We start from the raw sequence: 14,021 nt of genomic DNA on the forward strand, positions 1-14,021 counted from the left end.
CCAAAACCTTATGAAAAAAACAACCTTAATACTGACATTTTTTGCTTTGTTCGCATTAGCAAATCAGTGTAAAAAAAGTGCTGATTTATCAGCTATTACTGATAAAACTTGGTTACGCTCTCAAGAAGAAGATAAAAGTGATGGTGTTGAGGTTTATCGCCCAGAGAATTATAGTTTTCCTATGAGCAGAGGACCCAGACAAGGTTTTAAAATGTCTAAAAATGGAGAATTCACTCAAATGATAGCCCCTGCCGATGCTCCTATGCAACTCAAAGGTTCTTGGAAATTGGTTGATAAAAACAAAATTTCTATCAATTTAGAAAAAAATGATTTTATAGCAAATACCTCCAGCACTTACGAACTCATAGAATACAACGATAAAATTGTAAAAATTAAAAAACAATAATTTTCTGAATACCTTTTAGAACTTTGTTTTACACTTAAAATTGTTCACTAACACTTATGGATAGAAGAACACACACACCCCCTGAAGACAAATCTGAGCTTTTTATAAACTATAAGAAAACTCAAGGAGCTTACCCTGGGTATTTTGAAGGTTTAGAATCTAACAAACATCCTGAATTACGTGTTTTTTCTTATGATAGTGATACATGCAAAGAATATGTTTTTAACAATTTACCAGATTTATTCAAATATTTAGATGAAAATCAAAGTCTAAAACATTGGATAGATATGGAGGGGATTGGAAATACAGTCTTTTTCCAAGACCTTCAAACAAAATTCCATTTGCATAATCTGGCTATTGAAGACACTGTAAGCGGACATCAAAGACCTAAAGTAGAAACCTACGATGAACATCTGTTTATTATTTCCAGAATGTTGTATTTCATGGGAGATGATAAAAAACTTATCAATGAGCAGATTGCATTTTTTGTTTTTGATAGTATTCTTATTACCATTCAAGATGAGTACGAGGATTGTTTAGAGCCTGTAAGAGAACGCCTTAGAAAAGGAAAAGGAACGATGCGTTCATCTGGTATTTTCTATCTTACCTATGCCCTTGTGGATGCTATTGTAGATAATTATTTTCCAATGGCAGAGGAGATACACCAACACTTACATGATTTGGAAGTCCAAATTATGAAAGATGTAAACTCTGTAAATATTCAGGAAATTATGCATCTGAAAAGAGAAATTTTACAAATTAGAAAAGCAGCTTTGGCAGAAAGAGACAAAATTAGTGAACTAATAAGATGTGTACACCCTCAAAAAGATGAAAAAGTAGATATTTATCTTAGAGATACTTACGACCATTGTTTACAAATATTGGAAATTTTGGATGATGAAAAAGAAATAGCTTATAGTTTGGTGGAAGCCTATAATTCCAGCCTCAATAATAAAACCAACGAGGTAATGAAAGTTCTTACCATTATATCTGCTATTTTTATCCCTCTTACCTTTATTGTAGGGGTTTATGGGATGAACTTTGCTCAAGAAAATCACGACCATGGTTATTTGCCTTTCAATATGCCCGAATTATATCATCCTTATGGTTATGTGGGTGTTTGGATTGTGATGATTAGTATTGGAATAGGAGCTTTTCTGTTTTTTAAACGAAAGAAGTGGTTATAGATCATTAAACATAAAAAAGCGTTGAAGTTAACTTCAACGCTTTTTCTTTATACTTTTGAATTGAAAATGTTAATTAATGTTACGCATGAAAAACAAGATAACCTGAATTGCTACCAAAAATATTGGGCTTACTTGGTTTTCTTCATCTCTATTTTCTGCTAAAGAGAGTGTAGAGACCTTTGATTTTTTTTCTATCCCCTTTTCTATAATTTTGGAGTCTTTTACATTTTGACCATTAGATTTCTCTGTTTTCAAAGCTGGTACAGTTACAGTGCCTTTTTGCTTCAAAGACTTTTGTTGTACGTCTTTATCTTTCAATAGTTTATTTGATTTCTTAGGAATACCTTCCTGCTCAAATATTTCATTTCCACTCATCACCAACGATTGCCCCCCCGTAGGCATTGTGGCTAACAAGCAGAATATTATGACGAATATGGAAAGTTTAAAAAATCGCATCAGACAAGCTTTTTAGTTTTTTTATTATAGACAACTGAAGTGGGGATTTGGTTGCATCAAAAATCTATTTTTTTAAAATATTTTTTTTAAAATTCATTTTAATCCGCATAAAACTAAGAAAATCAGGCTATAAAAACAAATATTTTTTGATAAATATTTTCTAAAGTAAACTTTCTAAAAATATTTATGTTACACAAGTATGGAGACCTACGATTACATTATTGCAGGCACAGGAGCTGCAGGTTTGAGCCTTGCTTTTTATTTGGCTCAAAGCCCTTTAAAAGACAAAAAAATTCTTTTAATAGATAAGAATATCAAAAACCAAAATGATAGAACTTGGTCTTTTTGGCAAAAAGATGTCTCACCTTTTGAGGAAATTATACAGCAACAATGGAAAAACATATATTTATTTTCTAAAAAAGAATCGGCAAAAATTAATATTGCCCCCTATACTTACAAAACCATCAAGGGAATTGATTTTTATAATTTTACACAAAATTTTATCAGAGAACATACTTCTTTCAAGTGGCTTCAAGCTGATATACAAAATTTAGATATAAATCAGAAACAACCTTTTCTTCAGACAGAAAATCAAACATTTCAGGCTCAATATATTTTCGATGGTACTTGGAAAGTTTCGGAAACTTACAAGAAAAAACAAGGTTATCATTATCTGTATCAGCATTTTAAAGGTTGGTTTATTGAAAGTCAAGAACCTATTTTTGATGCTGATACTATGCATTACATGGATTTTAGAGTACCTCAGAAAGACAGTGAGGTTCGCTTTGGATATGTTTTACCTTTCAGTGCCCATAAAGGTTTGGTAGAGTTTACGGTTTTTTCAGATAATTTACTTTCAGAAGAACAATACATTCAAGAACTTAAAAATTATCTTGAAAATATTTTAAAAATAACGAAGTACTCTATTTATGATGAAGAGTTTGGTGTAATTCCTATGTTTGATCAACCTTTTCCAAAATCTGATCATCCCAATATTATTCCTATTGGAACAAAAGCAGGTTGTGCCAAAGCTAGTACTGGTTTTGCTTTTGACAGAATTCAACGCCACAGTAAGCAAATTGTCGAAAATTTGATCAAAGGTAAAAAAGATATTCAGCCAATATTTACGAAAAAATACTCTTTATACGATAGTGCTTTGCTCAATGTAATTCATAAAAACAGGTTACCCAGCGAAGAAATTTTTGGAAGAATGTTTCAAAAGCATCCTGTTCAGCGTATCTTTCGTTTTTTGGATGAAGAAAGTTCACTTTGGGAAGATATCCAAATCATGAATAGTATGCCTTGGTTACCTTTTATCAAAGCTATTGGACAAAACATTTTGAGAGAATAATTTTTTCTCTAAATTTGAAGAAAATTAATTTTTTACAATAATTGTATGAACAGTACTTCTAGTAAAACCCTTTTATCTCAAAGAGTTATTGAATTACACGAATCTCAAACTTTGGAAATGGCTGCCAAAGCTCGTGAATTAGAAGCAAAAGGCGTTGATGTGATTAAATTAAGTTTAGGAGAGCCTGATTTTAATACTCCTGACCATATCAAAGCTGCTGCAAAAAAAGCCATAGACGATAATTTTTCTTTTTATACCCCTGTTCCTGCTATTTTAGATCTTCGTAAAGCAATTGCTGAAAAACTCAATAGAGATAATCAGTTAGATATGAAAGCTGAGAACATTGTAGTTTCTACTGGAGCAAAGCAGGCTCTTATCAATGCTATTTTGGCACTTATAAACCCTGGTGATGAGGTGATTGTATTTGCACCTTATTGGGTAAGTTATATCCCAATGATACAACTTGCTGAAGGAAAAGCCGTTATTGTAAACGGAAAAATAGAAAATGGCTTTAAAGTAAACCCTGATGATCTAAAAAAAGCCATTACGCCCAAAACAAAAGCTGTTTTATATTCTTCGCCTTCAAATCCAACAGGTACCGTTTATACCAAAGAAGAACTAAAAGCTTTTGCTGATATTATAGCACCTCACGAAAATATTTATATTATTGCTGATGAAATTTATGAATACATCACTTTCGAGGGAAATTATTGGAGTATTGGAGCTTTTGAGAATGTGAAAAATAGAACTGTAACTGTAAACGGTTTTTCTAAAGGCTATGCCATGACAGGCTGGAGAGTGGGTTATTTGGCAGCCCCTAAAGAAATTGCTGATGCCTGTAACAAAATCCAAGGGCAATTTACTTCTGCAACTTGCTCTATTGCCCAAAAAGCTGCTTTGGCTGCTATTACTGGTGGTACAGAGTCTATTCATGTTATGAAAGAAGCTTATTTACGTAGAAGAAATTTAGTTTTAGAACTTATCAAAGAAATTCCTGCTATCAAAACGTATGTACCTCAAGGAGCATTTTATTTATTTCCTGATGTAAGTGCGTATTTTGGAAAATCGGATGGTGAAACCACCATTAAGACATCTAATGATTTGTGTATGTATCTACTCAATAAAGCTCATGTAGCACTTGTAGATGGTGAAGGTTTTGGAGCTCCTGAGTGTATCCGTATTTCTTTTGCAGCTTCTGATGAAAGTCTCAAGGAAGCCATCAGAAGAATGAAAGAAGCTTTGGATAAATTAAAATAATTAGATTCCAATATTGTTTCTTGATAATTACAACTTAATTTTCACTAAAAAATTTATTTTTATGAGCGATAAACATGGCGATTCTCGCAAAGGACTAATGGTCAATTCTGGTTTGTTTTTAGGTGCAGGAGCATTTTTAGTAGCGACTTCCATTACAGAAATTACTACAGATTCTACATTTCTTGGAATTCTCACTTTGGTAGCAGGAGCAGGCATTGGCATACCTTATATGCTGAAAGCGTGGAAATCTTTTTCCAACTTAGAATATGGAGAAACCATGAAAAATGGCATTATCTCATGGATTGCTCCTGCAGGAGCAGCACTCATTAACTTTTTAACTTAATATTTGATAATCCATAAATTACTATAAACCTTCAAGAAATCTTGAAGGTTTTAAAATGTTTTTTCACTTTTAATTTCAATCGTTCTATGCAATATGATGTAACCGTGATAGGCTCAGGACCAGGTGGTTATGTAGCTGCTATTCGTGCTGCTCAGCTTGGACTGAAAACAGCCATTATCGAAAAATACAATACTTTAGGAGGTACTTGTTTGAATGTGGGCTGTATCCCTTCAAAAGCTCTTTTAGATTCTTCTGAACACTACTACAATGCAACACATACTTTTGAGCAACATGGTATCAAAGTAAAAAGTGTAGATGTAGATTTTACCCAAATGATTAAGCGTAAAGCAGATGTCGTAAAAATGACTTGTGATGGCGTAAAATTCTTGATGGATAAAAACAAAATTACAGTCTATACTGGTGTTGGCTCTTTCGTTGATAAAAACACAATCAAAATTACCAAAGCAGATGGCTCAACAGAGCAAATTACAACCAAAAATGTAATTATTGCCACTGGATCTAAGCCTTCTACATTGCCAACCATGCCCATAGATAAAAAAAGAGTGATTACATCTACTGAGGCTTTAACTCTTGAAAAACAACCCAAATCCTTGATTGTCATTGGGGCTGGTGTTATTGGTGCTGAATTGGGTTCGGTGTATGCTCGTATTGGTACCAAAGTAACCATGATAGAGTATGCTGCATCTATGATTCCTACCATGGATAGTACAATGGGCAAAGAACTTTTCAAAGCAACTAAAAAACTGGGTATAGATTTTTATTTCAGTCATAAAGTAACTTCTGTAGAAAATAAAGGAAAAGAAGTTGTTGTAAAAGCTGATAATGCAAAAGGCGAAAGCGTAGAATTTAAAGCTGAATATTGTTTAATTTCTATTGGCAGAAAGCCCTATACTGAAGGTCTGGCATTGGAAAATGCAGGTTTACAAGTTGATGAAAAAGGTAGAATTCCTGTAAACGACCATTTAGAAACATCTGTACAAGGTATTTATGCCATTGGTGATGTGATAAAAGGTGCTATGCTTGCTCATAAAGCTGAAGAAGAAGGTGTGATGGTTGCTGAATTCTTAGCAGGACAAAAGCCTCATATCAATTATCTTCTTATTCCTAATGTGGTTTATACTTGGCCAGAAGTGGCTGGTGTAGGCTACACAGAAGAAGAACTCAAGAAAAACGGAACACCTTACAAAGTGGGACAATTCCCTTACAGAGCTTTAGGAAGAGCCAGAGCATCTATGGATATTGATGGTCTTGTAAAAGTGCTTGCTCACAAAGATACAGACGAAATTTTAGGAATGCATATCATTGGAGCTAGAGCTGCCGATATGATTGCCGTAGGCGTAACTGCTATGGAGTTTAGAGCCTCTGCTGAAGACATTGCTCGACAAAGCCATGCCCACCCTACCTACATGGAAGCTGTAAAAGAAGCCTGCCTTGCAGCGACCGAAAACAGACCTATTCATATTTAAAAGTGATTCAAAAAGCGATTTAATAAATCGCTTTTTTTATTTAATAAATTATTAAAAAATATTGTTTATTTGAATAAACATTGTTTTATTTAATATACTTATTTTCTGTAAAATATTCATTTTATGAATAATGATATTCAATATCTAACTCAAAAGTTAGAAGAAATACAAAAGCAACTTTCACACAAAGAGTTACTTGTTGATAATATTTTAGAAAGCACGCTGGCAGGTTATTGGGATTGGCATATCCCTGATAATTATGAATATTTAAGCCCTACATTCAAAAAAATGTTTGGTTATGAAGATGACGAAATGCCTAATGCTCCAGAATCGTGGCAGAAAATTATTTATCCTGAAGATTTAAACGCATTATTTATGCTTTATGAAAAGCATGTTGAATCGAAAGGAATATTTCCTTTTGATATGGAAGCTCGTTATTTTCATAAAGATGGCTCTACTGTTTGGGTATATTGCAGAGGAAAAGTAATAGAATGGGATGACAATGGGAACCCTTTAAGGATGGTAGGTAGCCATATAGATATTACTAAATTAAAGAGAAGTGAAGAAATAGAAAAATATGCTCGCCAATTAGAACTTAAAAATAAAGAATTAGAGCAATTTGCTTATGTAACCTCACACGATTTACAAGAGCCTTTAAGAACTATCAATAGTTTTACCCACTTACTTGAAGAACAGTACAAGGATCAGCTAGATGAGTCTGCCAATAAATACTTATTCTATTTATCTCAAGCTTCTAATAGAATGAGTTCCCTTATTAAAGATTTATTAGACTACTCTAGAATTGGTGTAAATAAAGAAAAAAGTATAGTAGATTGTAATATCTTAATAAGATTGGTTCAAGAAGATTTTGAACCCAAAATTAATGAGATTGGAGCTACTCTAAAAATAGAAAATCTTCCTTTGGTTCATGGATATGAAACTGACTTACGTTTGTTGTTTCAAAATATTTTATCCAACGCTCTTAAGTTTAGAAGAAAAGAAGAGCCTCTTTCTATTAAGGTTTCAGCTATACAAGAAGATAAATTTTGGAAGTTTGCTTTTCAAGATAACGGGATAGGGATTGCTCCTAATCATAAAGAAAAAATTTTCACTATTTTTCAAAGACTTCATAACCAAAGTGATTATGAAGGTACAGGAATTGGTCTAGCTCATTGTAAGAAAATAGTAGATTCACATGGTGGAAAAATTTGGGTTCAATCAGAGTTGAACGCAGGCAGTATTTTTTATTTTACTATACCTATTTAAAATATATGAACAAGAAAATAAATTCAATTCTTTTAATTGATGATGATGAGCCAACCAACTTTCTTCATGAATTAGTTATAAAAAAGTCTAATTGTGTAGAAAACTGTGTTGTGATGCCTGGTGGTCAGAAAGCTCTTGATTATCTTCATGTTGGGAAAATTCCAAACCTTATTTTTTTAGATATCAATATGCCTGCTATGAATGGTTGGGAGTTTTTAGAGGCTTTTAGAAATACCAATATATCTCAAAAAGATGAAATTGTGATTATTATGCTTACCACCTCTTTGAATCCTGATGAAGAAGAAAAGTCGAAATCATTCAAAGAAGTTCAAGACTTTAAAAGAAAACCTCTTACTAACACTATGTTGCAGGAGATTATTGAAAAACATTTTAAATAGACATTTTGATATCATTATGTTAAGACACAAAACTTTGTTTGGTATAAATATAATCTTTTGTCTTTTTCCTTAAAATCTATAAATTTGTTCCTGTTTTTTATTTAAACCTCAAATGCTAAAAATATGGCTGTTCAGACAATGCAAGGACTTAATTTTCATCTGACTGAAGAACAATTAGAAGTACAAAAAGCTGCAAAAGAATTTGCTCAAAGAGAGCTTCTCGCTGGTGTAATTGAAAGAGATGACCAACAAAAATTTCCTTATGAGCAAGTAAAAAAAATGGGAGAACTTGGTTTCATGGGTATGATGGTATCTCCTACCTACAATGGTGGTGGTATGGATACGATTTCGTATGTACTTGCTATGGAAGAAATTTCTAAAATAGATGCTTCTGCTTCTGTTTGTATGTCAGTAAACAACTCATTGGTTTGCTGGGGTTTAGAGAAATTTGGAACAGAAGAACAAAAACAAAAATACTTAACAAAACTTGCTACTGGTGAAGTGATTGGGGCATTTTGCCTTTCAGAACCTGAAGCAGGTTCTGATGCAACTTCTCAGCGTACCACAGCAGAAGACAAAGGCGATTATTATCTTGTAAATGGTGTAAAAAACTGGATTACAAATGGTAACAGTGCTTCTGTGTACTTGGTAATGTGCCAGACACACCCCGAAAAAGCTCACAAGGGTATCAACTGCCTGATTGTAGAAAAAGGTATGGAAGGTTTTGTCGTTGGTAAAAAAGAAGATAAAATGGGTATCAGAGGTTCTGACACACATAGTTTGATGTTTACAGACGTAAAAGTACCTAAAGCCAACAGAATTGGTGAAGATGGCTTCGGATTCCGTTTTGCCATGGAAACACTCAATGGTGGTCGTATAGGTATTGCTGCACAAGCTTTGGGTATTGCCTCTGGAGCTTATGAACTTGCTCTTGCATATTCTAAAGAGCGTAAAGCATTTGGTAAATTATTACACGAACACCAAGGCATTCAGTTTAAATTGGCTGAAATGTACACCAAAATTGAAGCTGCAAGATTAATGATTTATAAAGCTGCTTTCTTGAAAGATAACAAAGAAGATTTTGCTTTGGCTGCTGCTGCTGCTAAACTGTATGCTTCTGAAATTGCCCAAGAAGTAACTACGGAAGCTGTACAAATTCATGGTGGATATGGTTATGTAAAAGAATTCCATGTTGAGCGTTTGATGCGTGATGCAAAAATTACACAAATCTATGAAGGAACATCAGAAGTGCAGAAAATCGTAATTGCTCGCAGTGTCTTGAAATAGTCCTATAAAAATAGTTTTTAAATATAAAAATCGGTATCAGATACTAAAAATATCTATACCGATTTTTGTTTTTTCAAAAAAATACAATTATATTTGGGCAATAAAAATATAACAAAACAAAGATGAAAGCCCGTTATGGAAGATTATAATAAAATCATAGAGTCTTTGAATGTGAAGTTTCTCAAAGCTAAAAACTTCAAATTGCTCAATCCTTTTTCTATCAGTAATTTTTATGATATAGAAAATACATTGTTACTATTACATGATGGAGATATTACCTTGAAACTTGGTGAGGAAGAATTAAAAGCCCGCCCTGGTGATATTTTGTTTGTTCCAGCAGGTAAACAAACTCACATTATTTATGGACAAGGTGAAAATAATTTACTCAACAACGAAAAGTTTATAACCAGCCGAGAAAAATATTTTCAAGCAAACCAAGACCCCAAACTTGTTGGGAATATCAAGAACTCATTTAGTTATATCACCTTCAATGCAAAACTTTTCGACTCTGTCAATTTCTTTACAAGCTTGAATATCCCTGCATTTGTAATTCGTCAGAATCCTACAGTTTCTCACTTAATTATTGAAGTGGTATTAGAATCTTTGGCTAATTCGTATGGAAAGGAACGCATCCAAAAAATAAAAACAGAATTGATAGTCATTGAGGTCATGCGTTATGTGCTTGAAAACAGCTTGTTTGTAGAGCAATTGGCTACCAACAGTACTTATTTCAAAGACCCTCGACTGCTCGAAATATTCAGTTATATCAAGAAGTATTTGGGTGGAGATTTATCTAATAAGGTGCTTGCCAGTGTTGCCAATGTATCGGAAGATTATGTTGGGCAATATTTTAAGTTTTTGACAGGCATCAATCCACAAGATTATATTGAGTATCAGCGTATGGAAAAAGCTGTGGATTTACTCAAAACCACCAAGAAGAGTGTCCGAGAAATTGGTAAAGATGTAGGTTATAAAGATACTGCTTATTTCTGTCGCCGTTTCAAAATGATGTTTGGCTTGCCCGCAGGTAAAATGCGTAAAAGAGAAGCTATCGCTGAGGACTAGAAATTTAATGAAAAACTTGAAATTCTTTAGTTTTCACAAAATCATTATAAATTCATGAGACTTTTTTTATTGATTAGTGCCTTATTTTTATGTTCTATATCTGCTCAAGCCTGCTTGAATGGCGAAACAAAAATATTAAAGAATGGAGCTTTCATTTATGAAGATTATGAAGGCATGATACCTCATGGGCATCAGTTCGTTGGTATTTCTCAACTAGATGAAGTAAACCGTGAGTTGGATAGTCTTTATAAAAAAACAAAGGATATAGATTATCTTTCCGATAAAGGCTATGTATTGATTTTACAAGGCAAATATCAAGAAGCTATTAATTTGTATTTAGAAATTGAAAAGATTAAACCCAATCGTTACTCTACAGCTTCTAATATTGGTACAGCTTATGAGCTAATTGGTAATAATCAAAAAGCTTTAGAATGGATAAAAAAATCTGTTCAAATAGATAAAGAGTCTCATAATGGTTCGGAGTGGTTGCATGTTAAAATTTTAGAAGCAAAAATTAAAGGAGATGCTTACATAACAAGTTCATTTCTTTTAAATACAGATTTTGGTACAAATGAAAAACCAATTACAAACCTATCAACAAAAGAGCTTTTAGAATTACAAAAAGCTTTATATTACCAACTTAATGAGCGTGTTTCTTTTATCAAAAAAGAAAATAAAATTGTTGCGTTACTTATGTTTGATTTAGGCAATGTATTTTTTCTTATTAATAACGATGTTGAATCAACTGAAACACTTTATCAAAAAGCTAAAGGATATGGTTTTTCCAACTCATTTCTTGAAAAACGTTTGGCTTTTATACAGAGTAAAATAAAAAAACATGATGAAAGTACAGACAAAGATATTCCTGTCATTGAGAAAAAAGAACCCATAAAACAAGAAAACACAAAATCCGAAGGCACAAATAATCTGTATATTTATCTTTTAGGAGCTGTTTTTGCTGTTGGAATTATCCTTTTCATTTTTAGAAAAAAATTCAAAAAGCAAGCTTAAAATGTCCACCACTACTTTATATCGTCCTGTAAGCCAAAAAGAGTTGGATTTAATAGCTCAAGCAGATTGGAAGGCTTTTCCTCCTCGCCTGCCCGAACAGCCTATTTTTTATCCAGTTCTGAATGTAGAATATGCCCGTAGAATTACAGTAGAATGGAATATCCCTGCTTATGGCAAGAGTTATGTAACCAAATTTGAAGTAGATACAGCGTATCTCTCAAAGTTTGAGGTACAAAATGTGGGTGGAGATGGTATTGATGAGCTTTGGATACCTGCTGAGGAATTAGCAGAATTTAATAGTCATATTGTGGGCAATATTGAAGTTATTGAAACCCACGAATAAAAAAGTAAGGGCGAATGATTATTCGCCCTATTTTTATTTCTTTCCTGTTTTTTGAGCTACTCCATTGTTCTGAACGTTTACTTTGGTTGTAACATTTTTGGTAGGAGTATTTTTATTATCTGTATTTTCTATTTTTTCAGTTGTCTGAATGAGGTTTTTTCTACCCAAAATGGCTTCTAAAAATTTCATTTCACCATCCGAATTAAATATTTTAAAAGGAAAATGTAAAAATTGAGCCTTAGAAATTACCAGTACAAATGCCTCTGCTGTTTTGTATGCCTCCTGAATCATTTCCCATTTAATTACCATACCTTCTTGTTGGGTTTTCTTAATCAAGATTTGCTGGCTTGTGATTTCATACATAAATTTCTCAAACATCACCTTATTTTGTGGCATCTGAGGGATACCTGTATATTGTATCCACCAAAAAAGATACCAACCCCAAGCACCAACAGGAGCAAGTGTATAAATCCACCAGTTTTTATACCCCAACACATTGATTAAAACATTGAGAAGTACGATACCCCCAAAAATTGCAGCAGGCAACCACCATTGTCTCTTGAACATATAACGCATACCTAAACGGCGATAGGTCTTTGTTGGCAATTCGTATTTTTTAGTTTTTATGAGCATTTGTGTAAATATTTTCGCAAATTTAGGAAGATTTTTGAACATCTCTATACATCTTTGCAAAATAATCTGACACCATTTTTTAACTTATACAATTATGATAACTAATGAAATCTATCCTACCACTGTACTCGAACGTCCTCAAAAAGAAATCTTACTACAACAAAAAGCTTGTGTCATTTGGCTCATGGGACTTTCAGGAGCTGGAAAAAGTACTTTATCACATCATTTAGCACAAAAGTTACACCAAGAAGGTTTCTTGACTCAAAGCCTTGATGGGGACAACCTTAGAACAGGTTTGAACAGCAATTTAGGATTTTCGGAGGCCGACCGTCTCGAAAATATTCGTAGAGCTGCTGAAGTAGCAAAACTTTTTTTAAATTGTGGTATCATTGTCATAGCTTCATTTATTTGCCCAACTCAAGCTACACAAAATATGGTTAGAGATATTGTGGGGGCAGATTTTGTGGAAATTTTCATAAACTGTCCTTTGGAAATTTGCGAAGCCAGAGACGTAAAAGGCTTGTATGCAAAAGCCAGAGCAGGTGTAATCAAAGACTTTACAGGTATTGATAGCCCTTTTGAAGCCCCTCAATCTCCCGAATTGATAATCAATACACACTTAAATAGTTTAGAAGAGTGTATTGAGCAAATCTATGAGTTAGTTTTGCCAAAAATTAAGGCCTGAGTATGATTCTTTATTATGCCGTAGGTGGTGGCATGGGGCATTTGGCAAGAGCTTCTGCTGTTTTAAATACTCTACAAATACCCAAAGAGGCTGTAAAAGTACTTACAGCCTCTCCTTTTGCATCTTTATATTTCCAAGATTTACCCGTTTTACCATTACCTGCTCACCTGAATAACGACCCAGAATTTTATGAAATTTGGCTCAAACAGCAATGTAAAAAATATGAGTTTACAGAAATTTGGGTTGATAGTTTTCCTTGTGGCATTTTGGGTGAACTTGGATGCTTGTTAGATTTACCTCTAAAATGGACATATCTTGCAAGAATCTTACATTGGGAAAACTATTGTGGGCTTATTAAATTTACTCCTCCATTTCAAAGAGTTATTCAGCTGGAAATGCTTGAAACCTCACACCAAGATTTCTTAAAATCATTAGAGTGTCCTATAGAGCATATATCTTTAGAATATCCTGTTTATCAAGATAATACAAAGAAAATATTTTCTCAAAACGATTGGTTAGTTGTTCATTCTGAACCTCAAACTGAAGTAGAAGAACTACTCGCCTATGCTCAAGACCAAGCCAATTTAGAAAATATTAAACCCCGATTTTGTTTGATTAGTCCTATCAAAAAAATAGATTTAGACATTGATTTTGAACACTTTAACTTGTATCCCAGTCATCCATATTTCAATCAGGCAGGTAGAATTTTTACTGCTTGTGGATTCAATTCTATGACTCAAACCCTCCCCTTTCGAGAAAAACATCATTTTTTACCGTTTTTACGTCGTTTTGACAACCAATTTTTAAGAGCAACTTTACATAAAAAAGATAAATATTTTTAGAAAA

Annotated in this window: 13 protein-coding genes and 3 pseudogenes; 14 read left to right on the top strand and 2 right to left on the bottom strand. The window is 33.2% G+C overall.

Going from position 1 to position 14,021, the window contains the following annotated elements:
* Positions 1–10: 10 nt before the first annotated feature.
* The gene (locus AD998_16420) at positions 11–406 is read left to right on the top strand and encodes a hypothetical protein (GenBank protein ID KOY87509.1); all 396 of its coding nucleotides are present in this window, start codon (positions 11–13) and stop codon (positions 404–406) included.
* A 56-nt stretch (positions 407–462) separates the two neighbouring features.
* A complete protein-coding gene (locus AD998_16425) occupies positions 463–1,593 on the top strand; it encodes a hypothetical protein (protein KOY87510.1) in 1,131 nt (376 codons plus the stop codon).
* Between the two features lie 69 nt (positions 1,594–1,662).
* Here the strand turns inward: AD998_16425 and AD998_16430 are convergent, their stop codons facing one another.
* Positions 1,663–1,968 carry a hypothetical protein gene (locus tag AD998_16430; protein ID KOY87511.1) on the bottom strand — a complete coding sequence of 102 codons (306 nt, stop codon included), beginning with the start codon at positions 1,966–1,968 and terminating at the stop codon, positions 1,663–1,665.
* Between the two features lie 280 nt (positions 1,969–2,248).
* Between AD998_16430 and AD998_16435 the strand changes: the two genes are divergently transcribed.
* The 10 genes and pseudogenes from AD998_16435 to AD998_16480 all read left to right on the top strand — a co-directional run bounded on the left by AD998_16435 (position 2,249) and on the right by AD998_16480 (position 11,857).
* Complete coding sequence (locus AD998_16435; GenBank protein KOY87512.1) at positions 2,249–3,400, top strand: hypothetical protein; 1,152 nt, start codon at positions 2,249–2,251, stop codon at positions 3,398–3,400.
* A 45-nt stretch (positions 3,401–3,445) separates the two neighbouring features.
* On the top strand, positions 3,446–4,657 hold the full coding sequence (locus AD998_16440) for an aspartate aminotransferase (GenBank protein KOY87513.1): 1,212 nt from the start codon (positions 3,446–3,448) through the stop codon (positions 4,655–4,657).
* Positions 4,658–4,718: 61 nt separating this feature from the next.
* Positions 4,719–5,000 carry a hypothetical protein gene (locus tag AD998_16445; GenBank protein ID KOY87514.1) on the top strand — a complete coding sequence of 94 codons (282 nt, stop codon included), beginning with the start codon at positions 4,719–4,721 and terminating at the stop codon, positions 4,998–5,000.
* Between the two features lie 86 nt (positions 5,001–5,086).
* Positions 5,087–6,487, top strand: a complete 1,401-nt coding sequence (locus AD998_16450; GenBank protein KOY87515.1) for a dihydrolipoamide dehydrogenase — start codon at positions 5,087–5,089, stop codon at positions 6,485–6,487.
* A 267-nt stretch (positions 6,488–6,754) separates the two neighbouring features.
* Positions 6,755–7,753 (top strand): annotated as a pseudogene (locus AD998_16455) (hypothetical protein).
* 5 nt (positions 7,754–7,758) lie between these two features.
* Entirely contained in the window at positions 7,759–8,151 is a 393-nt protein-coding gene (locus tag AD998_16460) for a hypothetical protein (GenBank protein ID KOY87516.1), read from the top strand.
* Positions 8,152–8,274: 123 nt separating this feature from the next.
* The gene (locus tag AD998_16465) at positions 8,275–9,438 is read left to right on the top strand and encodes an acyl-CoA dehydrogenase (GenBank protein ID KOY87517.1); all 1,164 of its coding nucleotides are present in this window, start codon (positions 8,275–8,277) and stop codon (positions 9,436–9,438) included.
* Positions 9,439–9,573: 135 nt separating this feature from the next.
* Complete coding sequence (locus tag AD998_16470; protein ID KOY87518.1) at positions 9,574–10,503, top strand: AraC family transcriptional regulator; 930 nt, start codon at positions 9,574–9,576, stop codon at positions 10,501–10,503.
* 54 nt (positions 10,504–10,557) lie between these two features.
* Positions 10,558–11,310, top strand: a pseudogene (locus AD998_16475) (hypothetical protein).
* Between the two features lie 205 nt (positions 11,311–11,515).
* Positions 11,516–11,857, top strand: coding sequence for a hypothetical protein (locus AD998_16480; GenBank protein ID KOY87519.1), 342 nt, complete (start codon positions 11,516–11,518; stop codon positions 11,855–11,857).
* A 144-nt stretch (positions 11,858–12,001) separates the two neighbouring features.
* Here AD998_16480 and AD998_16485 read toward each other — a convergent pair.
* A pseudogene (locus tag AD998_16485) lies at positions 12,002–12,490 on the bottom strand (hypothetical protein).
* Between the two features lie 94 nt (positions 12,491–12,584).
* On the opposite strand from AD998_16485, the gene AD998_16490 reads away from it, so the two are divergent.
* Together AD998_16490 and AD998_16495 are read left to right on the top strand one after the other, a co-directional pair.
* A complete protein-coding gene (locus tag AD998_16490; GenBank protein KOY87520.1) occupies positions 12,585–13,175 on the top strand; it encodes an adenylylsulfate kinase in 591 nt (196 codons plus the stop codon).
* A gap of 2 nt (positions 13,176–13,177) precedes the next feature.
* Complete coding sequence (locus AD998_16495) at positions 13,178–14,017, top strand: hypothetical protein (protein ID KOY87521.1); 840 nt, start codon at positions 13,178–13,180, stop codon at positions 14,015–14,017.
* The last annotated feature ends 4 nt before the right edge of the window (positions 14,018–14,021 follow it).

The organism is bacterium 336/3, from assembly GCA_001281695.1.
Lineage (GTDB): Bacteria > Bacteroidota > Bacteroidia > Cytophagales > Thermonemataceae > Raineya.